This is a genomic window from Brevundimonas albigilva (genome assembly GCF_023573565.1).
In the GTDB taxonomy this organism is placed as follows: Bacteria; Pseudomonadota; Alphaproteobacteria; order Caulobacterales; family Caulobacteraceae; genus Brevundimonas; species Brevundimonas albigilva.
In genome coordinates this window covers 554,917-577,079 of the sequence record NZ_CP097649.1, presented here as the reverse complement: position 1 = coordinate 577,079, position 22,163 = coordinate 554,917, and the positions used below count along the sequence as shown (strand labels likewise).

Sequence of the window (22,163 nt, the reverse complement as noted above, 5' to 3'; positions counted from 1 at the left end):
GATACTACGGCGCTAGGTTGGCAACAGGGAAACAACACCCGCATGGGCGAGATCGTTGAGCGTAGCAAAAAACTTATTGCGACGATGAAGGACGCTTAGATGGATTGGGACGCTATCTTCGAATGGATCGGCCGCTTTGCGGTCGTCCTGACCTTCGTCGGCGGATTCGCAGTGTGGTTCGGTAAAACCTACGTCGACAAGTGGCTGACCAAGCGTTTCCAAGGCCAAATGGATGACCTCAAACACGTTCAAGCCCAAGAGATCGAACGGCTCCGGGCGAAGATCGCCGGATCATTGGACCGAGCCACGAAGCTCCACCAGCGTGAGTTCGAAGTTCTACCGAAGGCTTGGGATTTGCTGGCGACTGCCTTGGGATCGGCGACACGGGTGACCGCTCGCTTCCAACCCGCCATCGCCAACCCGTCCAACGCCACGCCCGAAGGTTTGGAAATCCTCTTGGCCAAAACGCCTTTTGACGAAGAGCAGAAACAGGCCGTTAGGAATGCCAAGCGTTTTGACAAAGAGACGGTCTTCCACGATCTCATGATGCGCTATGCGTTCGCCGACGCGGAACGCGAGGCCCAAGAGTTTCACAACTACACGATTCAATTCGGGATATTCATCGAACCGTCGATTCGCGTCAGGCTCTCCCGCGTCTCTTCCGAGCTACGGTCTGGCCTCTACGTCTACCGCCAACGGTTTGAACTACCCCAGGTGAAGCCGTGGCCGATTGCCGAGGCGCAAGCGCATATCGCGAAAGCATCGGAATACGCCGAAGAGATCGATAAGATGATTACTGACCGGCTTTGGAGCGCGGTGAAGCTGGACGATTAGCCTTTTGGAACCCACCAACTTTCGTCAGCCGGTCGGTCGTCATCGAGCGAAGGTAGTTCCTTGATCCACTCGCGAAAGGCGTCGGCGAACATCAAGTCGGCGTTTCGCTGAAGGCCGAGCGTCGCGGCCAGCATCAGGACGGCGTGGCGAGGCGTCGTTTCGCGCACCTTCGGACCAAGATGGGTGATGAACCTCTCTTCGTCGTTTTGAGCGTAGAGGCCATGAACCCCGCTGTAGTTGGGATGGGCGATTTCGCTGAGTTGATCGTAGCCGTCGCGGACACCCGGAACGATCTTGTCCAGCCGGTCGACCATGGTTAGCGCGTTGAACGCTTCGGGGAACTCTTTGTCGTTTTTCCACCCAACCAACATGCGGGTCAGTGTGTCGCTCAGGTTGTCGCCCGAGGTCTCTTTCCGCCGAGTGATCAGGTCGCCAAGCCGCCAATGAAGAGCGACATTCTCCATCACCGCCCGCGTCAGGATCGTTGCGGTCGCAAGCCGTTCTTCCGCGAACGCCGCGATGGCGTCAGCGCCGAGTTCCTGACTACGCCAGAGCAAGCCGCCACGGATAACTAAGGCTTTGTAAGGAGCCTTCGCCCATACATTCAGATCGGCCGCAGAGACCCTGGTAGGAAGGAACGGTTCCATATCCGCGAGATGCGATCTCGCGGTAGTCAAAGCGTCTTCGCATTCTTCAGCAGTGATCATCCTGCGATGATATGGCCGGAATCGCCTGGAGCCCATACAGTCTTGGCATGCTTAAATCGGGTGCCCGGTGACGACTGGATTGACGAACGCGCTGATAGTGATGGCCGGGGCGTGGCTGATCGGCGGGGCGGCCTTGGGGGTTCTGCGGATCGACCGCGCTATCCAGAAGCGGCGCCAGCGAACCGGTGTGGGACCATTTGGCGTGTTGGGACTGACGATGATCGGCCTCACCGTGTTTGCTTGGTTCGTGATCGGCGGTGGTGGCGAGGGATTGGAGCCAATCCGGCGTTAGGCCTGCTATTGAGCGCCGGATCGCCCGATACGAGTTTCCAACCACTGCCTCGCCCAGACTGACCGCGACACTGCGTCCCGCCGGGAATCGCCTGCTGGTGGAGGTCGTCAGGAACGGCCCGCTCCCCTACGAACAGGCTTCCGTCCCGCCGGCAGAGGCGTGATCTCGGAGGCGCCGGCGGGGATCTCCGCAAGGAACTGTCCCACCGTCACGCCTAAGACCGAGGCCAGCTTGTCGAGCATATCGACGCTGGCATTACCCTGCTCGCGCTCAAGTTCGCTGACGTAGGCGCGATCGACACCGGCGTCCGCCGCTAACCTCTCCTGAGACACGCCGCGTTCGGTCCGCAATCGTCTCAGATTCCATGCGACCAGCGCGCGCCCGTTCATAGACGCTAAGCGCCAGATTCAACCTCCGTTAAACCACGGGATATAGCCTACAGATTAAATCTCGGAGGCGATCGGTGGGCATCTCGAAATCGGCATCACTACTGACAATTGGCGTCTTCGTCGCCCTGGCGTCGCCGGCCGCCGCTCAATCCAATTTTCGAGAAGCTTTGGCTGTTCGCTCGCCCGAGGCGCAGAGACAGATGATCGAACAGGTCATCAACATTCAAACCGGCGGAGAACGCTCACTCATCCAAGGCCTATGGGGCTATGCCCTTGGCGACAGCGCCATCCTTTACTGCGGATTCCGATCGGATGCGGCCTATCGCACAACGGGCTTCACTGTCGTCATGAACGGCGTGGACCGGGACACGGTCGTGTTCAATATGGGTGAAGTCGCCATGCGTGAGGCTGGCTGCACCCGCCCCGATTATCGCACGATTTCTGGAAGCCTCCTGCCCAACAATCCCCTAGGCGGCATTTGGCTCGACCCGGCACCTGAGCGCACCGCAAGGAGCACTTTCAAGCCTCTAATCTTTCCCATTGAGCACGCTAACGAGCCGGACTGCATGGCGGGTCGGGCACTGGCTTATGAGGCGGTGATGCTCGGCGACACGTCGGCGGTGAGCGGATTCACACCGGAACAGATGAACGATACGACCAAGCTGTTTGGCTTATGCTTCCAAGTGTCCGGGCAGGAGTTCACCCAAGCCCGCCTTGGCCAGATCGTAGCGGAAGCGGAGGCGCGGATGGCACCCGCCCGTCTGTCCGAGCCGCAAACGACAACGGCCGGGACCGTCGGGTCGTCGTCATAGCGGACCTTCGCATGACTCCTATCCACGCAGACGAAGTTGCTGCGATCGACGGCCTGCTTCAGATATTCCAGTCCGCGAATGACAACCACCCGCTCGACTAACCTTCAATTGTCAGCAGGCACTATGCCCCACAAAGTTCAGTCATCCTGCGCTCGCCGCCCACAAGCCGTCATCTATTTGCGCGTTTCGACCGACCGGCAGGCCGCAAATGAAATCTCCCTTGTCGACCAGGAGAAGCAGCTTCGAAAAGCGTGCTTGGCTCGAGGCTACGATGTGGCCGAAATATTCACGGAGGCCGAGTCTGCTTACTCTGGAAAGCGGCGGCCGGAGTTTGAACGCTTCCTGAGCCGAGCCTTGAGCCCCGAGCGCCCGTTCGACGTCTTGTTCGTCCATAGCCTCTCACGCTTCGCCCGCGATACGTTCTTTGCTGAAAAGAGTTACAGAGACCTAGAGCGGGCCGGGGTTCAGCTCGTCTCGCTGACGGAGAATATCGAAGGGGAGTCGGGATGGATGCTGAGGCAGATCATCTCGATGTTCAACGAGCAATCGAGCCGCGAAACATCCAAGCATGTGAAACGCACCCGCATCGAGAACGCCCTACAGGGCTACTGGAACGGCGGGCGCCCGCCTGTTGGATACAAAGCCGAGAATGCGCGCCAGTTGGGGGATAAAGTGAAGCGATGGCTAGTGGAGGACCCAGAATGGTCTCCGACTATCCGGACGATCTTCAAGTTGCACAAGGAGGGTGATGGCGAGGGGCACGCACTTGGAGTGACCGGGATCGCCGGACATCTCAACCGCCAAGGTTACAGAACACCCTCAGGCGCCCTTTGGCATGTCAGTGCTGTCCACAAAGTTCTGACGAACGAAGCATATATCGGGAAGGTGTGGATGAACCGGCGCGAAAAGCGGACGGGAAGGCTCAGGCCAGAAAGCGAATGGGTCTACAGCCCAGCTCCTCCTCTAATCTCCATCGAAGACTTCGAGGAGACGCAGATTCGACTGAGGAACCGTCGGCCCAAGCATCGCCCTCCGCGCACCACGACCAGTGACGTCATTCTCGGCGGCTTAGTGCGTTGTGGTGGATGCGGTGGCCCTATGTTAGCCGCGACCGGTACAAGCAAGATAGGCATAGTTTACAACTACTACGCTTGCTCTGGCAGGGCGCGAAGCGGGTCTGCGGCGTGCCAAGACCCTCAGCGCGTTCGACGCGATGAACTAGACAAGGCGGTGTTGGATGCCATCTCGAGCCAACTTCTCGAGGGCCCCCGGTTTCAGAAGCTCCACAATGCCATAGCCGAGCGCCGTCGGGCCGGTGAGGGTGTGGCCGTTCAAGACCTCGCGGCAGCGAAGATGGCGCTGAAGGCGATCAATGCGGATCTCACAAACCTCATCACAGCCGTAATCAAAGGGACCCTGGCTGAGTCGTCGGCCGTCCGCCAGATGCAGACTGATTTGGAGACCGAAAAGGCAAAGTTGACGTCTGCGATAAAACTCCGCTCGGCGAAGCTACAGAAGGCGCTTCAACCAATCGAGTTGGCGGAAGCTGAGCGTCTGTCAGCCACACTGCGTGGCTTATTGATCGCGGCTCCGCCTCCGCTCGCCCGCCGCTACGCGAGCGCTATCGTGCGAGACGTCGAAGTTTCAAGGAACCAGATCACTATCCGAGGATCAAATGACACCTTGGTCGAAGCCGCGACTGCGTCCCGCATCGACGTTTCCAGTGTTCAGATTTCTGAACGGGAGTGGCGGACAGAGAGGGATTCGAACCCTCGGTACGCTTTCACGTACACACGCTTTCCAAGCGTGCGCGATCGACCACTCCGCCACCTGTCCGTTCACGCCACGTCGTGCGCGCCGCCGGACGGTCGATCCGGCGGGAGGCGGGCCTGATAGAACACGACGGCCCCCTCGGCAAGCGCCTCATTAGTCCCCATATGGGCGCCAGAGCCATTACTTCTCCCGAGGAGCCCATGCTGTTTCAGAAAAGCGCCGAACTGCCCACGGCCGAGACCGCCCTGCCCGGCCGGGCCGAGCCCCTGCGCACCGACGAGGTCCATTACGTCAACGGCCGCCCGCTGAAGGGCCCGCATCCGGAGGGGTTCCAGACGGCGATCTTCGGCATGGGCTGCTTCTGGGGCGTGGAGCGGATCTTCTGGAACCTGCCGGGGGTGTGGGTCACCGCGGTCGGCTATGCCGGCGGGATCACGCCCAACCCGACCTATGAGGAGACCTGCACCGGCCGCACCGGTCACGCCGAGGTGGTCCAGGTCGTGTTCAATCCGAACGAGATCAGCTACGCCGAACTGCTGAAGGCCTTCTGGGAAAACCACGACCCGACCCAGGGCATGCGCCAGGGCAACGACATCGGCACCACCTACCGCTCGGCCATCTACACCCTGAACGACGACCAGCAGCGCCAGGCCGAAGCGTCGCGCGACGCCTATCAGGCGGCGCTGAGCGCCGCCGGTCGCGGCGCGATCACCACCGAGATCGCCCCCGCCGGGCCCTTCTATTTCGCCGAGGATTATCACCAGGGCTATCTGGCCAAGAATCCCAACGGCTATTGCGGCATCGGCGGCACCGGCGTGACCTGCCCGATCGGCGTCGGCGTCGACGCCTGACGCCCGCTTCCGGGGCGGCCGGCTTCACCCCGGCCGCCGACAGGCGTAGGACGACCCGAAAGATCAGGGAGCCGTCCATGTCCTTCGTCCACGCCGATGAAATCCGCAGCCGCTTTTCGGCGGCCCTGTCGGCCATGTACCGGGCCGAGGTGCCGCAGTACGGCGAACTGCTGACGCTGGTGGCCGACATCAACGCGGCGGCGCTGAGGGCCGATCCGGCCCTGGCCGAGCGGCTGGACCAGGCCGGCGACCTGGCCCGCCTGTCCGAGGAACGGCACGGCGCCATCCGCGTCGGCACGGCCGCGGAGCTGTCGACCATCGCGCGGGCCTTCGCCGTCATGGGAATGCGGCCGGTCAGCTATTACAACCTGGCGCCCGCCGGCGTGCCGGTGCATTCGACCGCCTTCCGGCCTGTCGATCCCGAGGCGCTGCGGCGCAATCCGTTCCGCGTCTTCTGCTCGCTGTTGCGGATGGAGCTGATTGAGGACGACGCCCTGCGCGCGGAAGCCGAGACGACCCTGGCCCGTCGCGACATCTTCACCCCGGGCGCGCGCGCCCTGATCGACACGGCCGAGACCCAGGGCGGCCTGGACGAGGACCAGGCCGACCGTTTCGTGTCCGAACTGTTGGAGACCTTCCGCTGGCACGCCCAGGCGACCGTCAGCGCCCAGACCTATGACCGGCTGGTCGCGGCCCATCGCCTGATCGCCGACGTGGTCAGCTTCAAGGGTCCGCACATCAACCACCTGACGCCGCGCACCCTGGACATCGACGCGGCCCAGGCGGAAATGCCCCGCCGCGGCATCGCCCCCAAGGAGACGATCGAGGGCCCGCCGGCCCGCGCCTGCCCCGTCCTGCTGCGTCAGACCAGCTTCAAGGCGCTGCAGGAGAAGATCGTCTTCCCGGGCGAGACCGGCGCCGTGGAGGGCGCCCACACCGCCCGCTTCGGCGAGATCGAGCAGCGCGGCTGCGCCCTGACCCCGGTCGGCCGCGCCCTTTATGACGCGGCGCTGGCCCGCAAGGACTTCTCGGCCCTGCCCGACGACTGGACCGCCCTGCGTCGCCAGGGGCTGGCCTGGTTCCGCTACGTCCCGACCGAACAGGGCCTGTCGCGCGCCGGGCGGCTGTCGGGCGACCTGGAGGCCCTGATCGCCGATGGCGACGTGGCGGCCCGGCCCATCACATACGAGGACTTCCTGCCCGTCAGCGCGGCGGGCATCTTCCAGTCCAACCTGGGGGCGGAGGCGCGCGACGGCGGCTATGCGGCCGATCCGGCCCGCGCCGAATTCGAGGCCGCCCTGGGCTGCGCGGTGCAGGACGAGATGGCGCTGTACCAGGCCGAGCAGGACGCTTCGATCGCCGACACGCTGACGGCGCTGGGCGTGTCGCGGCCCGTCGCGGTCTGAACCTGCCGAGACGATCCGCCCGCTTGCCTGACGACCCCGCTGGTCTCATAGACCGCGCCGTGACCCCGCAAGCCGCCCCGTCGATCCGCCGTTATGACCTGGACTGGATTCGGGTCGCCGCCTTCGGCCTGCTGATCCTGTATCACGTGGGCCTGGTTTACGGCGTCTATGACTGGCACGTGCACAGCGTCCACACCTTCGAGTGGATGCGCGAGGCGGTGCTGGTCACCAATCCGTGGCGGCTGACGCTGCTGTTCCTGGTGTCGGGGGCGGCGCTGCGGTTCATGACCCTGCGGCGCACGCCGCGCGAGGTGGCCCGCGCCCGGTTTGCGCGGCTGGCGCCGCCGCTGCTGTTCGGGGCGGCGGTCCTGGTCCCCATCCAGTCGTGGATCGAGGCGCGCGACAAGGCCGACTGGCCGGGCGGCCTGGACGGCTACCTGGCCTGGATGCAGCGGGAGTTCGGCTGGAGCGGCCTGGCCGACGGCGTGCCGGTCAACCACCTGTGGTTCGTCGTCTATATCGCCGCCTACAGCGCCGTGGCCATCCTGCTGTGGCGCCGGGCGGGGCTGATCGACCGCCTGGGCGACGCGCTGGAGCGGATGCTGCGCGGCCCGCGCCTGCTGGTCGTGCCGATCCTCTATCTGGTCGCCATCCGCATCGCCCTGTTTCCGATCTTCGGCCTGACCAACAACCTGCCCTTCGACTGGTACAACCACGCCCTGTCGCTGGGCGCCTTCCTGTTCGGCTTCGCCGTGGTCGGGCGGGAGTCGATCTGGCGGGGGTTCGAGCGCTGGCGCTGGGTCGCGGTCGGACTGGCGGTCGTGGCCCTGCCGATCATGATGCTGCAGGTCTGGCACCCCGGCGGCCGCGCCTTCTTCGGCGTGCCCAAGGCCATCGTGTACGGCGTCGATCAGTGGGCCGTCATCGCCGCCATCCTGGGTTTCGGCAGCCGTTGGCTGCGCGACCGGTCCAGCCCCGTGCTGACCTATCTGACCGAGGCGACCTTTCCCCTGTATCTGGCGCACCAGACGGTGCTGGTGGTCGCCGTGTGGATCATCCGGCCGGCGCGCCTGCCGGCGGGGCTGGAGGCCCTGTCGCTGATCGCCGCCACCTTCCTGGGCAGCCTGCTGATCTACGAGATCGTGCGCCGCATCGACCCGATCCGGCCGCTGTGGGGACTGAAGCCGCGCGACGGAAGGCCGTGGCCGCTGGACCTCGCCGCCTGGCGCGGCGAGGGCGCGCGCTATCGCCGCCGCCGCGCCCTGCTGGCGGTGGGGGTCGCGGCGCCCGTGCTGGCCCTGATCGTGGTGCTGGTCGCCAGCGCCGCCTATCCCGGTTTCGACAACGCCACCCAGTTCCTCAGCGAACTGGGCGGGGCGACCGCCCGGGCCCCGATCATCTTCAACGCCGGGGTCTTCGCCGCCGGCGTCATGGCGGGCCTGGCCGGGATCGGCTTCGGCCTGGCCCTCTACGCCCTCAGCGGCGCGCGCGCGGCCGGGGCGGTGACGGCCGTGGTCTTCGTCCTGGCGGGCGCGGGGCTGTCGCTGTCGACCCTCTATCCCTGGCCCGATCCGCGCCACATGGTCATCAACCTGGGCCTGGGCATCCAGCTGGCGCCCCTGCTGCTGTTCTGGGGCCTGTCGTCGCGGCGCGACCTGCCCGGGCTCAAGATATTCCTGGCGGTCACCTTCGCGGTCATGGCGGTGCTGACGCTGTTCACCAAACACCTGGTCTTTCCGGGAACCGTGAATCCCGCGAATGTCGGCTGGTGGGAGCGCGCCTACGCCATCGTCCTGGTCTGCTGGGTCGGGGTGGCGGCCTGGGTGCTGGAGCGCAAGCTCAGGCCCGACGCCGCCCACGCGGCCTCCGGCGTCGCCGCCTCGCGGCCGGCGGAATAGGCGGCCGGGCCGATCCCCCGATATTTTTCGGCTTATCAACATTGCGTGATTGAAAATCGCGCGAATGTGATCGAGTATAGGCGCGGTGCTGCAATGCAGCATGCCGCGTCGTCTCCGCCCGCCGGACGACGACGGGTCATCAGGGGGCGTCTTGAGCGGCATGAACAAGCTGGCGATCCGGCCTGTCGAACGGGCTGACATCCAGAACCTTTCTCCGGCCCCGCGTGAGCCGGACTGGTCGTGGCTGCCCGAGGAGGCGCCGCTGGCCATGCCGCGTCAGTCGCTGGACGCGGCCGTCGCCGCGCGCGACGTGACCCCGGCCACCTCCCCGCGCACCGTGCTGATGCGCCGCCTGACGCTGCTGGCGGGCACCGTGGCCCTGGCCGGGCTGTCGGCGATCGCGCCCTTCTACCTGTACGCCCGCAAGGGCTGGGATCCGACCGAGATGCTGGCCTTCGGCATCTTCATGGTGCTGATCACCGCCATCTCCTGCTGGTTCGTCAGCGGCCTGATGGGCCTGATCGTCATGCTGCGCGGCCGCGACCAGGCGGACCTGCGCTTCGCCGCCCATCCCGGCTCGCCGCGCACCCGCACCGCCCTGCTGATGCCGCTGTACAACGAGGACGCCCGCGCCTCGTTCGCGCGCCTGGCCCAGATCGACGCCTCGCTGGCGCGGCTGGGCGCCTCCTCGGCCTTCGACATCTTCGTGCTGAGCGACTCGACCAAGGACGAGGCCGCCGCCGACGAACGGTCGGTGTTCCAGGCCTTCCGCCTGGCCGCCAACTCCAAGGCCTACTACCGCCGCCGCACCGACAACGCGGAGCGCAAGGCCGGCAACCTGGCCGAATGGGTCCGTCGCTTCGGCGGCGCCTATGAGACCATGATCGTGCTGGACGCCGACAGCACCATGGCCGGCGAGACCCTGCTGCGCATGATCGACGCCATGGAGCGCAATCCGGGCGTGGGCCTGATCCAGACCGCGCCGGTGATCGTCAAGGCGCGCACCGTCTTCGCCCGCGTGTCGCAGTATTCGGTGCGCCTGTACGGCCGCGTCGCCGCGGCGGGCCTGGCCTATTGGACCGGCTCGGAGTCCAGCTACTGGGGCCACAACGCCATCATCCGCACGCGCGCCTTCGCCGGCTGCTGCGGCCTGCCCAGCCTGCCGGGCAGGAAGCCCTTCGGCGGCCATATCCTGAGCCACGACGTGGTCGAGGCCGCCCTGCTGCGCCGCGCCGGCTGGGCCGTGCACGTCACCGCCGCCCTGGACGGCTCGTGGGAAGAGACCCCGCCGTCGATCACCGACTTCATCCGCCGCGACCACCGCTGGTTCCAGGGCAATCTGCAGCACCTGGGCCTGATCGGCGCCAAGGGCCTGTCGGCCATGAGCCGCCTGCAGCTGCTGATGGGCTGCATGGCCTATCTGTCGTCGCCCCTCTGGCTGGCCTCGCTGATGGTCGGCCTGTTCATCCAGATGTTCTATCCGGTCGACTGGGCCAGCTTCTTCTACATCCTGAACCCGCAGTTCACGCCCTTCATGCTGGCGTCGCTGCTGGCGGGCGTGCTGCTGATCGGTCCCAAGTTCATGGGCGCGGCCCTGGTGCTGAGCCGTCCCGCCGAACTGCGCGCCTTCGGCGGGCGTCGCGGCGTGGCCCGCGGCATGGCCGCCGAGATCGCCCTGTCGGCCATCCTGGCGCCCCTGCTGATGGTGGCCAACACCAAGGCCTTCATCCAGATCCTGTCCGGCCACGACACGGGCTGGACGACCCAGCAGCGCGAGGCCGACGGCCTGGCCTGGTCCGACGCCCTGCGCGCCATGCGCTGGCAGATGATCGCCGGCGTCGCCTTCCTGGCCCCGCTGTGCGTGCGCCCCGACCTGGCGACCTGGTTCGCCCCGATCGTCCTGCCCCTGCTGTTCGCCGCGCCGATCGCGGTGTGGACCTCGCGGGTGCGCGCCGGCGACGCCCTGGCGGCCAAGGGCTTCCTGGTGACCCCGGCCCAGGACGGCGTCAGCGTCAATCCGGCCGTGCTGCACGCGCCGCGCTCGCCGCTGCGCGCGGTCGCCGGCGGCGTGCTGGCGCCGGTCGTGGCGCCGGCCATGGTCCCCGCCCGGGCGCCGGAACTGTAACCCTCACCGATGCGCGCCGGCCACACCGGGCCAGGAACCGCTACGGTCAAGCTCGACGCGCCGGTGATTCCGCATCACCTTGGTCCGGCATCAGACGAAGGGGGTCCGAGTCCATGGCCAGCAAGAACGGTTCCGACGCCAAGCCCGACCTGCGGCTCGTCGCGGCCGAGGCCGAGGTCTATGACCTGATGCGCGCGCCCGAAACCACCGCCGAACGCGTGAAACGCCTCCAGCTCGAGGCGCACGCCCTGGCGCTGGAAGAGATCGAGGCGCTGGAGAAGCTGCTGCTCGAAGCGGCGGCCAAGGCCAAGGAGATCGCCAACGGCGGCGACGCCTATCCCGTCGGCGCGCGCGAGATGGCGTCGCGCCTGGCCGCCGACCTGCCCACCAAGGCCGAGACCATCAAGACCATCGTCCACCGCGTCAGCTGACGCCCGGCTGCACGGCGATGGAACGGCGGGCCGCCTCGCCCGCTTCCTGAGGGACAAGAGCCTTCAGGAGAATCAGACATGGACGACCGTTTCGAAGCCCGCGCCGAGGACGTCGCCGACCACGAGCGCGCGATCCAGCGCGACATCGACCAGACCGACCAGGCCCAGGCCGACAAGACCCAGGCCGACGGCGGCGAAGACGGCGGCGCGGTCCAGGCCGGCGCGCGTCGCTATCCCGAGCCGCCCTTCCCCAAGCAGCACCAAGTCAAGCCGGGCGACGAATCGGCCCTGGACCCCGCGCCGATGTACGACGCCCCCTTCTGGAAGGGCTCGGGCAAGCTAGACGGCTTCGCCGCCCTGATCACCGGGGCCGATTCCGGCATCGGTCGCGCGGTCGCTGTCCTGTTCGCGCGCGAAGGCTGCGACGTGGTCGTCTGCCACCTGGACGAGGACGACGACGCCGAGACCACCAAGGCCGCGGTCGAGGCCGAGGGCCGTCGCGCCGTGGTGCTGAAGGGGGACGTCTCCGACCCCGCCTTCGCCGAGACCGCGGTCAAGGCCACGCTGGACGCCTTCGGGCGGCTGGACGTGTTGGTCCCCAACGCCGCCTTCCAGGAGCACGTCAACGCCTTCGAGGACCTGACGTTCGAGCATTTCGACCGCACGCTGAAGACCAACCTCTACGGCTATTTCAACATGACCAAGGCGGCGGTCCCGCACATGAAGTCCGGCGGCGCCATCGTCATGACCGGCTCGGTGACGGGGCTTCAGGGCAACAAGGACCTGCTGGATTACTCCCTGACCAAGGGCGGCATCCACGCCTATGCGCGGTCGCTGGGCACGCATCTGGCGCCGCGCGGCATCCGGGTGAACGTGGTCGCGCCCGGCCCGGTCTGGACCCCGCTGAACCCCGCCGACAAGGACGCGGACAAGACCGCGAAGTTCGGCGCCGACACGGTGATGAAACGCCCGGCTCAGCCCGAGGAGATCGCGCCCGCCTACGTCTTCCTGGCCTCGCCCCAGATGTCCAGCTTCATCACCGGCGAGATCCTGCCGATCATCGGCGGCTATTCAGGCGGCTGACGGTTTCCTGACGATCCAGGCGTGCTTGCCGGCGGGGGCCCATGCCTCCGCCGGCGCCCAGCTGTTGCGATCGCCCCGCCAGCGCGCGACGCGCAGGGCCTCCGGTTCGATCTCGACGCCGTCCAGCCAGGCGTCGCAGCTGATTCCATTCAGCCGCGACGTCAGCCGGACCAGCAGCTCGCCCTCGCCCGTCGGCGTCAGCCAGTCTTCCTTGAAATCGCGCGACAGGCCGTACCAGGCCCCCGCGCTGCGCACCGGCTCGTCGTTGACCACCAGCCGTTCCTGCGCCCAGCCCAGCCAGGCGAAGGCGTTCTCCACCCGAATGAGCGAGTTGCCGACACGATAGATCCAGCCCTGGCCGATCAGTTGCATTGCCCTGTTCTAGCGGCCCGGGACCCGGCCGTCCTGCGACCTATCCGCCGGTCCCTATCGCCGGTCCCTATCGCCGGTTTCAGGCCAGGACGTCGTCGTAATCCGGGTGCCGCTTGTGCCAGGTCACCGCATAGCTGCAGCGGGGAAACAGTCTCAGGCCGTTCTCGCGCGCGTGTTCGGCCATCGACTGCATGAAACGTCCGCCGGCGCCCGAGCCGCGCAGGCCGGGCTCGGCCTCCACGTGCAGGATCACCCGCGCCCCGCCGCGCACGGCGTAGTCGGCCCAGACCTGGCCGCCCCCCGTCTCGGTGTCGAACTCCTGTTCGAAGCGGTTCTCGCCCGCGTCGTCTCTGAACTGGCCCATGCGTCACTCCTTCGCCGCTTCAACAGCTTGGAGGGCCGCCGCGTTCCCGCTCGCCGGTCAGGCGCTCAGATCGGCCGATCCTGCAGCAGCTGGATCAGGCCCAGCACGCTCTTCACCGTGAACCAGACGCTGAGCAGGAACCAGATCAGCAGGAACAGCAGCAGGAACGGAACGCCGATCAGGACCAAAGAGGCGACCGCGCTGACGGCGATGCCGATCCAGGCGGCGATGGTCCACCAGAAGACCGACCAGAACAGCCGGATCTGCGCGTCGATATGCTGGCGCGGCACGCCGGTCGCCGTCCCGCGCGAGACGTAGGACACGATCAGCCCGACCAGCACCAGCAGGTTCGCGCTGGGGATCGACAGGATGAACAGGGCCCAGGCGATCAGGGCGGGGACCTTGCCCTCGGCCTCCTGGCCGGAGGTGAAGTTCGGCGTCGTCATGCGGCGTCTCCTCAGAACAGCCAGGCGTTCGGATGCGGAATGCGCCGCCCCGCCCTCAGTTTCATCACGCCATACGCCCCGCGCGCCAGGGTCCACACCGCCGCGGCGAACAGGATGAAGACGCCGACGTTGACGATGATCAGCACCGCCCCGGCCACGGCGCCGATGGCCGCCGCCCAGACCGTGCGCTGCTGGAAGACATAGTGGCTGGCCGCCACCTCGCCCTGCGGCGCGCGGCGCTTCCACACCGCCAGCAGCGCGACCGCCGCCGCCACGCCCAGCGTCGGCACCGCCAGCAGGATCAGCACATAGACGGCGTACAGGGTCGACGGCGCATCGATCGGGGTCGGCTCGGGCGTGGCGTCCGTGCGGATCGATTCGCGCCGCTCGCGCACGGCGCGCGCGGCCGCGTCGCCCGGCCGCATCTGCCGCAGCGGCGTCGGCTCGCTGGCCCGGAACGGATCGTACGAGGGCTCGGGCTCCTCGAACAGGTCGCGCTCGGCCGGCTCGACCCGGCGGCCGGACAGCGAGGCGGCCGAGGCGAATCCGACCGCGTCGTCGTGGTCGTGCGCGTCGTCGCCGGAGGGGGCCTTGGGATCGACGGGTTCGGCCATGCGGTTCAGATGATTCCTATTGAGCCGCCCGGTTCGGCGGCGACACGTGGGCGGACAATGGCGGGGCGCCCGCCCGCGCGCAACCTCGACCGGTCAGCGCGCCAGCACGATCTCGCATCCTGGCGCGGCCGCCGCCGCCAGGGCGCCCGGCTTCTCGACGCGGACGGCGGCCCGCACAACCCGGCGGTCGTCAAGGCAGGCCCGGGCCAGCCGCTCGGCGAAGGTCTCGACCAGGCCGATGTGCCCCTCGGCGGCGATGGCGCGCGCCGCCTCCGCCACGGTCTCGTAGTTGACGGTGTCGCCCAGCCGTTCGATGGCGTTGGGCTCCAGCTCCAGCATGACGTCGATCACCAGCCGCTGCAGCCGTCCGTGCTCGTGGTCATAGACGCCGATGCCGGCCTCGACCTCCAGCCCGCGCACGAACACCCGCAGCGCCTCGCGCCGCAGCGGCTCCTCGCCCGGAAAGGACGACACCGGGGAGGAAAGTCCCACGCGCTTACTCCTGCACGATGTCGGGGGTGCGCCAGGCCAGATGCTGGCCCCCGTCGACCGCGATCATCTGACCCGTCACCAGGCCGGCGTCAATCAGCCACAGCACCGCCTGAGCCACCGCCTCGGGCGCGCCGGGACGTTGCAGCAGCGTGCCCTCGGCCTCGGCCTGGAACTCGGCCTCGGTCTGGTGAATGGACGGCAGCGTGGGCCCCGGCCCGACGCCGTTGACCCGGATGCGCGGCGCCAGCGCCTGGGCCAGGGTGCGCGTCGCCCACCACAGGCCGTTCCGGGACAGGCTGTAGGAGAAGAAGCGCGGGTCCGGCTTCAACACCTTCTGATCCAGCAGATTGACGATCGCCCCCTCGTGTCCCCAGCCTTCGCGAAATTGGGCGGCGAAGGCCTCGGCCAGCACGATGGGCGCGCGCAGATTGGTCTCGATATGCCGGTCCCAGCTGTCGCGGCTCAGCTCCCCGACGCGGTCGTCCTCGAACACCGAGGCGTTGTTGACCAGCGCCGTCACCGGCCCCAGCGCCGCGACCGCGCGCGGGATCAGGTCGCGCACCGCCGCCTCGTCGGTCAGGTCCGCCTTCAGCGCGACCGCGCGCCGGCCCAGCGCCTCGATCTGGGCGGCCAGGGCGCGCGCCTCGTCTTCGGAGGCGTGGTGATGGACGGCCACGTCGAAACCGGCCGACGCCAGCGTCAGGCAGACGGCCCGCCCGATCCGCCGGGCGCCCCCCGTGACCAGGGCGGCGCCGCGCCCCGCCTCGGGGACGCGATCAGTCAACCCGGCCGAACTCGACGTAGTTGATCAGGGCCAGGACGGCGACGAAGCCGAGGATGATGAAAAGCGCCAGCATGGAATCCGCTCCGGTTGCCTTGCCCGCATAAAGCGCCCCGCGCCTGGGTTCAAGCGCGCCCCATCTCCTGGGCCAGCACGGCGACCAGTTCGCCCGCCGGCAGCGACCGGGCCAGCGCCGCGCCCTGGCCGGTCCATTGGGCGCCGAAGCCGGCCTCCCCCCGCGCCTTGGCCGCCGCGTTCAGCGCCTTTCCGGCGTCATAGGCGATGGGATAGTCCGGCCGCGCCGCCGCCAGGGTCTCGCCCAGTTCGACGAAGCGGTTTCTCAGGCACCGCGCCGGGCGGCCCGAGACGGCGTCGGTCATCGCCGTGCGTCCGTCGCCGTCCAGCAGGGCGGCCTTGTAGGCGGCGTCGGCCGCGCTTTCGGGACAGGCGACGAAGGCCGTGCCCAGCTGCGCCGCAACCGCGCCCAGGTCCAGGGCCGCGCGCACGCCGCGCCCGTCCATGATCCCGCCCGCCGCGATCACAGGCAGGCCGGCGCGCGCCGCCAGCAGCCGGGTCAGCGCCATCGTCCCCAGACGGTCGTCCGGCGCCGCGGGATCGAATACGCCCCGATGCCCGCCCGCTTCCCAGCCCTGCGCCACAACCGCGTCGATCCCCGCCTCCCGCGCCGCCTCGGCCTCGGACAGGCAGGTGGCCGTCGCCAGCAGAACGCAGCCCGCATCCTTCAGCGCGCGGATGCGGTCGGCGCCCGGCAGGCCGAAGTGGAAGCCGACCACCGCCGGCGGCGCCTCCAGCAGCGCCGCCAGCATGGCGTCGTCCTCGACGAAGCTGCGATAGATCTCCCCCAGGGCGACCGGCGCCTCGGCCCCGAACGCGGCGAAGGTCGGGGCCAGCGCGGCCAGCCAGCCGGCCTCGCGCCGGGGATCGGCGCGCGCCGGCGCGTGGGCGAACAGATTGACGTTGAACGGCCGGTCGGTCCGCGCCCGTGTCGCCGCCGCCATCGCCCTCGCCCCGTCCGCGTCGGTCGCGCCCACGGCGATGGAGCCCAGGCCGCCCGCGTTCGAGACCGCCGCCGCCATCTCCGGCGTCGACACGCCCGCCATCGGCGCCTGGATCACGGGGACGCTCAGCCCCAGCCGCGCCAGAACCGTCATGGCCGCCTCCCGTCCCAGACCTCGGGGTGGGCGTCCAGAAAGGCCGACAGCACGCCCGCGATCTGTTCCTGATCCCGCCGCGACGGGTGCCAGTCGCAGGCGGTGAACGCCAGCGGGCCGGTCGCCAGCACCGCCAGCCGGTCCTCGCCCGCCGCCTTCAGCCGCTCGGCGACGCGGCCGACCGCGACGGCGATCTCGTCCTCGGCGCTGGGCGGGGTCAGCAGGATCAGAAAGGCGCCGCCATTGCGGGCGCGCAGGGTCTGGACGAAGCGCGCATAGGTCGCCTCGAAATCCGCCCTCAGCGCTTCCCGCGACGTCCAGGGTTCGCCGGCCGCCAGCGGCGTCGAGAAGTCGTTGGTCCCCAGATCGATCACCACCACCTGCGGCGACCAGTCCGTCGCGTCATACCGCGTCGCCCCGTCGAACAGGGCGTACGGATAGGCCTGCGGCAAGGTCGGCGCGGCCGCACCGGCGTAGTTCCGCACCACGCCCCGCCCCGAGATGGCGTTGGTCTGATAGTCCGCTTGGCGGCGCCGGGCGGTCAGCGGCCCGAACGCCGACGAATTGTCGGTCGAGGCCCACACCTCCTCGGTCGTGCAGTCGCGCTGGTCCCGCCCGACCCCATAGCCGACGGTGTGGGAATCGCCGATGAATTCGATCTGGCGCCGGCGTCGGGGGCGGGCGCCCGCCACACCGTCGGCGCCCAGCGCGAAGCCGCCGAAGCGCGCCGGTCCCGCCTGGTGTTCGGACACGACCTCGATCCGGACGCGGTGCGCCGCCGGCTCCAGCCCCGTGATCCGGTAAAGGCCGGCGGCGGGCCGGATCATCTCGCCGACGCGCCGGCCGTCGATCAGCAGATGCAGGATCTGGTCGCCGGCGCCGACGCGAAAGAAGACCGACACGCCGGTGAACGCCGCCTCGAAATAGACGCCCGGCCACTGGTAGGTCAGGTCCTCCCCGTCCGAGATCACCCGCCCGCCCACGGCGAAGGGCAGAGGCGTCGGCGCGTCGGCCGCCGGCGCCCGCTCCACCCGCGCCTGCGCGACCGCGGGCCCGGCCAGGGCGGCCCAGCAGGTCGCGGCCAGGCCGCCGAACGCCACGGCGCGCCGATCCGGACGCGGCGGGCCGCTCGTTCTGCTGCTGGGGGAAGTCTGCACGGGCCGTCTCTCCAAAGGGGCGTCATCTAGCATCGCCCGCGCCGCCGACGGCAACCCCGGCGCGGGCGCCCGGCGACGCCCATCTGCCCCGCGCCGCCCGACCGTGCTAGCCAGGACGGATGAACCCGTCGCTGATCGCCATGCTCATCGTCGTCCTGGCCGGCGGCGCCACCGCCCTGCAGGCCCCGACCAACGCGCGGCTGGCCGGGGCGGTCGCCTCTCCGGTCAACGCCGCCTTCATCTCCTTCGCGGTCGGGACCGTGGTGCTGGGCGTGGTCGCGGCGGCGCTGCACACCCGGCCCGACATGGCCGCCACCCGCGCCCTGCCCTGGTACGCCTGGCTGGGCGGGGCGTACGGCGCCTGTTTCGTGGTCGCCGCCGCCTGGGGCGTGCCGCGCCTCGGCGTGGCCATGACCATCACCCTGATGGTCGGCGGCCAGCTGCTGATCAGCCTGATCCTGGACCACTTCGGCGCGCTGGGCGTGCCGCGCCAGCCGCTGAACATCGGCCGCATCGCCGGCGTGGCGCTGGTCCTGGGCGGCGTGCTGCTGGTGCGCCGTTCCTGAGATTTCGCCGGAACCGCCCCCTAGCCTTCACGCTTTGTAACAAGCGGCATGGCCAAGCCGCGCGGCGCGCGCTAGTCATGCCGCCATCGCGAGCAGGGCCAACCCTGCCGATCGAATGACCAAGCTCAGGGATACATGATGACTCAGTGGGTGTACGGCTTCGGCGGGGGCTCCGCCGACGGCGATGCGTCGATGAAGAACCTGCTCGGCGGCAAGGGGGCCAATCTGGCCGAGATGTCGTCGCTGGGCCTGCCGGTCCCCCCCGGCTTCACCATCACCACCGAGGTCTGCACCTGGTACTACGCCAATGGCGAGACCTATCCCGCCGACCTGGAGGCCCAGGTCCAGGCCGCCCTGGCCAAGGTCGAGGGCGTGGTCGGCAAGACCTTCGGCGACGTGGACAATCCGCTGCTGGTGTCCGTGCGTTCGGGCGCCCGCGCCTCCATGCCCGGCATGATGGACACGGTGCTGAACCTGGGCCTGAACGACCAGACGGTCGAGGGCCTGGCCAGGCTGTCCGGCGACCGCCGCTTCGCCTTCGACAGCTACCGCCGCTTCATCACCATGTATTCCAACGTCGTCCTGGGCCTCAGCCACGACGACTTCGAGGAGGTGCTGGACCAGCACAAGGACCGGCTGGGCGTCACCGTCGACACCGACCTGACCGCCGCCGACTGGGAAAAGGTCGTCGCCGACTACAAGCAGGTGGTCGAACGCGAGCTGGGCCACGCCTTCCCGCAGGATCCCAAGGACCAGCTGTGGGGCGCGGTCGGCGCCGTGTTCGAAAGCTGGATGAACGACCGGGCGAAATTCTATCGCCGCATGCACGACATCCCCGAAAGCTGGGGCACGGCCGTCAACGTCCAGTCGATGGTGTTCGGCAACATGGGCGAGACCTCGGCCACCGGCGTCGCCTTCACCCGCAACCCCTCGACCGGCGAGGCGCGCCTGTACGGCGAGTTCCTGATCAACGCCCAGGGCGAGGACGTGGTCGCCGGCATCCGCACGCCCCAGTCCCTGACCAAGGTCGGCCGCGAGGAGATGGGCGAGACCGCCCCCTCGATGGAAGAGGCCATGCCCGAGGTCTTCGCCCAGTTCGTCGAGGTGGTGAACACGCTGGAGAGCCACTACCGCGACATGCAGGACATCGAGTTCACGGTCGAACAGGGCCGGCTCTGGATGCTGCAGACCCGCAACGGCAAGCGCACGGCCAAGTCGGCGCTGAAGGTCGCCGTCGACCTGGCCGCCGAGGGCGTGATCTCCCAGGAAGAGGCCATCAGCCGCGTCGAGCCCTCGGCGCTTGACCAGCTGCTGCACCCGACCCTGGACCCGGACGCCCCGCGCACCGTCATCGCCGCCGGCCTGCCCGCCTCGCCGGGCGCGGCGACGGGCAAGATCGTGTTCGACGCCGACGAGGCCGAGCGGCTGTCGGGTCTGGGCGAGGCGGTCATCCTGGTGCGCGAGGAAACCTCGCCTGAGGACATCCACGGCATGCACGCCGCGCGCGGCATCGTCACGGCCCGCGGCGGCATGACCAGCCACGCCGCCGTGGTGGCGCGCGGCATGGGCCGGGCCTGCGTCTCCGGCGCCGGCGAGATCGACATCGACGAGGACAAGGGCGTCTTCACCGTGCGCGGCCGCACCTTCAAGGCCGGCGACGTCATCACCATCGACGGCTCCAAGGGCGAGGTGCTGGAGGGCGCGGTCAAGATGATCGAGCCCGAGCTGACCGGCGACTTCCAGACCCTGATGGGCTGGGCCGACCAGGTGCGCCGCCTCAAGGTCCGCGCCAACGCCGAGACCCCGCTGGACGCCAAGACCGCGCGCGGCTTCGGCGCCGAGGGCATCGGCCTGTGCCGCACCGAGCACATGTTCTTCGACGACGCCCGCATCGCCGCCGTGCGCGAGATGATCCTGGCCGACGACGAGGCCGGCCGCCGCACGGCCCTGGCCAAGATCGCGCCGTTCCAGAAGTCGGACTTCGTGGAGCTGTTCGACATCATGGCCGGCCTGCCCGTCACCGTGCGCCTGCTGGACCCGCCGCTGCACGAGTTCATCCCCCACACGGACGAGGACATCGACGCCCTGGCCGCCTCTTCCGGCATCGACGCCGAGAAGCTGAAGCGCCGGGCGCGCGAACTGCACGAGACCAACCCCATGCTGGGCCATCGCGGCTGCCGCCTGGGCGTGGCCTATCCCGAAATCTACGAGATGCAGGTCCGCGCCATCCTGGAGGCCGCGCTGGAGGTGAAGGCCCGGTCCGGCCAGGCCCCCCTGCCCGAGATCATGCACCCGCTGGTCGCCCTGGGCCTGGAGATGAAATACCTGCGCGAACTGACCGACCGCACGGCCAAGGCCGTGTTCGACGAGGCCGGCGACAGCGTCGACTATCTGGTCGGCACCATGATCGAACTGCCCCGCGCCGCCATCCGCGCCGGCGACCTGGCGGAATACGCCCAGTTCTTCAGCTTCGGCACCAACGACCTGACCCAGACCACCTTCGGCATCAGCCGCGACGACTCGGGCCGCTTCCTCCAGGCCTATCTGGACAAGGGCATCTTCGAGACCGATCCCTTCGTCCGCCTGGACCAGGACGGCGTGGGCGACCTGATCCAGATCGCCGCCGAGCGCGGCAAGGCCGTGCGGCCGGACGTCAAGCTGGGCATCTGCGGCGAGCACGGCGGCGACCCCGCCTCCATCGCCTTCTGCGAGAAGGCGGGCCTGAACTACGTCTCCTGCTCGCCCTACCGCGTGCCGATCGCCCGGCTGGCGGCCGCCCAGGCCGCCCTGGACGGAGAGCGCGAAAAGGATCGCTGAGCCTGCCTGCAAGACGACGGTTCAAGGGGCGGCCCGGCGGGCCGCCCTTTTTCGTGCGCATTCCCGCCATTCTTGAAAGAACGATGACTGTGTCATGGGGCTCACAGCAGTTCGCAAGTTCATCCCCCCTATGGAACGACTGTTTCGCCGACCTATTTAAGCACTCGCTGGATGGGGCCGATGGCTTCAAGACCATCGCATCTAGGAGTCTATAGAAACAATGCGTAACATTCTTCTCGCCGCCGCCGCCGTTTCCGTCATCGCCGCGCCGGCCTTTGCTCAAACGATGCAAGGACCGACCTATTACGGTACTCTGGGCTATTCTCAACTTGACCACTCGGACGGCGATCTGGGCGCCGTCACGGGCCGCGTCGGCGCCAAGTTTAATCCCTACCTGGGCGTCGAGGGCGAAGCCTCCATCGGCGTGAAGGACGACGACTTCACCTTCGCCGGCGTCGACGGCAAGATCGAGCACGACTACGACGCCGCCGCCTATGTGGTCGGCACCCTGCCCGTGACCCCGAACTTCGAACTGTTCGCGCGCGGCGGTTACGGCACCACCAAGATCAAGACCGAGCTGGCCGGCTTCGACGGCGAGGTCGACGGCGAAAGCTGGAACTACGGCGCCGGCGCCAACTACTATCTGGACGGCCAGAACGGCCTGCGCGCCGATTGGACGCGCCGTGATTTCCGCGACGACGCCGGCGAGGCCGACGTCTATTCGCTCAGCTACGTGCGCCGCTTCTAACCCGGCCCTTCCCCCCGACGTTGCGAGGCCGCC

General features: G+C 68.4%; 22 protein-coding genes, 1 tRNA gene and 1 pseudogene. 13 read left to right on the top strand and 11 right to left on the bottom strand.

Annotation, left to right across the window (positions count from 1 at the left end):
- Positions 1-99: 99 nt before the first annotated feature.
- Positions 100-834, top strand: coding sequence for a hypothetical protein (locus M8231_RS02925; protein WP_250202214.1), 735 nt, complete (start codon positions 100-102; stop codon positions 832-834).
- Here the strand turns inward: M8231_RS02925 and M8231_RS02920 are convergent.
- On the bottom strand, positions 831-1,541 hold the full coding sequence (locus M8231_RS02920; RefSeq protein WP_250202213.1) for a hypothetical protein: 711 nt from the start codon (positions 1,539-1,541) through the stop codon (positions 831-833). The genes M8231_RS02925 and M8231_RS02920 overlap by 4 nt on opposite strands.
- A gap of 79 nt (positions 1,542-1,620) precedes the next feature.
- On the opposite strand from M8231_RS02920, the gene M8231_RS02915 reads away from it, so the two are divergent.
- Positions 1,621-1,833, top strand: coding sequence for a hypothetical protein (locus tag M8231_RS02915; RefSeq protein ID WP_250202212.1), 213 nt, complete (start codon positions 1,621-1,623; stop codon positions 1,831-1,833).
- A gap of 107 nt (positions 1,834-1,940) precedes the next feature.
- Here the strand turns inward: M8231_RS02915 and M8231_RS02910 are convergent, their stop codons facing one another.
- Positions 1,941-2,222, bottom strand: a complete 282-nt coding sequence (locus tag M8231_RS02910; protein WP_250202211.1) for a helix-turn-helix domain-containing protein — start codon at positions 2,220-2,222, stop codon at positions 1,941-1,943.
- A gap of 74 nt (positions 2,223-2,296) precedes the next feature.
- Here M8231_RS02910 and M8231_RS02905 point away from each other — a divergent pair, with 74 nt between their 5' ends.
- Together M8231_RS02905 and M8231_RS17040 are read left to right on the top strand one after the other, a co-directional pair.
- Positions 2,297-3,034: a hypothetical protein gene (locus M8231_RS02905; RefSeq protein WP_250202210.1), complete on the top strand. Its 738-nt coding sequence runs from the start codon at positions 2,297-2,299 to the stop codon at positions 3,032-3,034.
- Between the two features lie 78 nt (positions 3,035-3,112).
- Positions 3,113-4,219 (top strand): annotated as a pseudogene (locus M8231_RS17040) (recombinase family protein); the annotation flags it as partial.
- Positions 4,220-4,780: 561 nt separating this feature from the next.
- Here M8231_RS17040 and M8231_RS02895 read toward each other — a convergent pair.
- Positions 4,781-4,870: transfer RNA gene (locus M8231_RS02895), tRNA-Ser, on the bottom strand.
- Between the two features lie 137 nt (positions 4,871-5,007).
- On the opposite strand from M8231_RS02895, the gene msrA reads away from it, so the two are divergent.
- From msrA to M8231_RS02865, 6 genes are all read left to right on the top strand, one after another.
- On the top strand, positions 5,008-5,658 hold the full coding sequence (gene msrA / locus M8231_RS02890; protein WP_250202208.1) for a peptide-methionine (S)-S-oxide reductase MsrA: 651 nt from the start codon (positions 5,008-5,010) through the stop codon (positions 5,656-5,658).
- Between the two features lie 77 nt (positions 5,659-5,735).
- Positions 5,736-7,064: a VOC family protein gene (locus M8231_RS02885; protein WP_249751256.1), complete on the top strand. Its 1,329-nt coding sequence runs from the start codon at positions 5,736-5,738 to the stop codon at positions 7,062-7,064.
- Between the two features lie 59 nt (positions 7,065-7,123).
- Positions 7,124-8,962: an acyltransferase family protein gene (locus M8231_RS02880; protein WP_249751257.1), complete on the top strand. Its 1,839-nt coding sequence runs from the start codon at positions 7,124-7,126 to the stop codon at positions 8,960-8,962.
- 160 nt (positions 8,963-9,122) lie between these two features.
- Positions 9,123-11,087 (top strand): glucans biosynthesis glucosyltransferase MdoH, encoded by a 1,965-nt coding sequence (gene mdoH, locus M8231_RS02875; RefSeq protein WP_249751865.1) that lies wholly within the window; start codon positions 9,123-9,125, stop codon positions 11,085-11,087.
- A 113-nt stretch (positions 11,088-11,200) separates the two neighbouring features.
- Positions 11,201-11,518, top strand: coding sequence for a hypothetical protein (locus M8231_RS02870; RefSeq protein WP_249751258.1), 318 nt, complete (start codon positions 11,201-11,203; stop codon positions 11,516-11,518).
- Positions 11,519-11,596: 78 nt separating this feature from the next.
- On the top strand, positions 11,597-12,601 hold the full coding sequence (locus M8231_RS02865; RefSeq protein WP_250202207.1) for an SDR family oxidoreductase: 1,005 nt from the start codon (positions 11,597-11,599) through the stop codon (positions 12,599-12,601).
- Here M8231_RS02865 and M8231_RS02860 read toward each other — a convergent pair.
- The 8 genes from M8231_RS02860 to M8231_RS02825 all read right to left on the bottom strand — a co-directional run bounded on the left by M8231_RS02860 (position 12,590) and on the right by M8231_RS02825 (position 17,999).
- Positions 12,590-12,973, bottom strand: coding sequence for a hypothetical protein (locus M8231_RS02860; protein WP_249751260.1), 384 nt, complete (start codon positions 12,971-12,973; stop codon positions 12,590-12,592). The genes M8231_RS02865 and M8231_RS02860 overlap by 12 nt on opposite strands.
- Before the next feature lie 79 nt (positions 12,974-13,052).
- Positions 13,053-13,337, bottom strand: a complete 285-nt coding sequence (locus M8231_RS02855; protein ID WP_249751261.1) for a GNAT family N-acetyltransferase — start codon at positions 13,335-13,337, stop codon at positions 13,053-13,055.
- 65 nt (positions 13,338-13,402) lie between these two features.
- The gene (locus M8231_RS02850) at positions 13,403-13,783 is read right to left on the bottom strand and encodes a hypothetical protein (protein WP_249751262.1); all 381 of its coding nucleotides are present in this window, start codon (positions 13,781-13,783) and stop codon (positions 13,403-13,405) included.
- Positions 13,784-13,794: 11 nt separating this feature from the next.
- A complete protein-coding gene (locus M8231_RS02845; RefSeq protein ID WP_249751263.1) occupies positions 13,795-14,397 on the bottom strand; it encodes a hypothetical protein in 603 nt (200 codons plus the stop codon).
- Between the two features lie 93 nt (positions 14,398-14,490).
- Positions 14,491-14,871: a dihydroneopterin aldolase gene (folB, locus tag M8231_RS02840; RefSeq protein ID WP_249751866.1), complete on the bottom strand. Its 381-nt coding sequence runs from the start codon at positions 14,869-14,871 to the stop codon at positions 14,491-14,493.
- A 22-nt stretch (positions 14,872-14,893) separates the two neighbouring features.
- Positions 14,894-15,673 (bottom strand): SDR family oxidoreductase, encoded by a 780-nt coding sequence (locus M8231_RS02835; RefSeq protein WP_249751264.1) that lies wholly within the window; start codon positions 15,671-15,673, stop codon positions 14,894-14,896.
- Between the two features lie 122 nt (positions 15,674-15,795).
- Complete coding sequence (locus M8231_RS02830) at positions 15,796-16,842, bottom strand: NAD(P)H-dependent flavin oxidoreductase (protein ID WP_250202206.1); 1,047 nt, start codon at positions 16,840-16,842, stop codon at positions 15,796-15,798.
- A complete protein-coding gene (locus M8231_RS02825) occupies positions 16,839-17,999 on the bottom strand; it encodes an SGNH/GDSL hydrolase family protein (RefSeq protein ID WP_249751265.1) in 1,161 nt (386 codons plus the stop codon). The genes M8231_RS02830 and M8231_RS02825 overlap by 4 nt, the downstream gene beginning before the upstream one ends.
- Before the next feature lie 119 nt (positions 18,000-18,118).
- On the opposite strand from M8231_RS02825, the gene M8231_RS02820 reads away from it, so the two are divergent.
- The 3 genes from M8231_RS02820 to M8231_RS02810 all read left to right on the top strand — a co-directional run bounded on the left by M8231_RS02820 (position 18,119) and on the right by M8231_RS02810 (position 22,130).
- Positions 18,119-18,565, top strand: a complete 447-nt coding sequence (locus M8231_RS02820; RefSeq protein ID WP_249751266.1) for a DMT family transporter — start codon at positions 18,119-18,121, stop codon at positions 18,563-18,565.
- A gap of 138 nt (positions 18,566-18,703) precedes the next feature.
- Entirely contained in the window at positions 18,704-21,382 is a 2,679-nt protein-coding gene (gene ppdK, locus M8231_RS02815) for a pyruvate, phosphate dikinase (RefSeq protein WP_249751267.1), read from the top strand.
- 220 nt (positions 21,383-21,602) lie between these two features.
- A complete protein-coding gene (locus M8231_RS02810; protein WP_249751268.1) occupies positions 21,603-22,130 on the top strand; it encodes a porin family protein in 528 nt (175 codons plus the stop codon).
- Positions 22,131-22,163 lie beyond the last annotated feature (33 nt).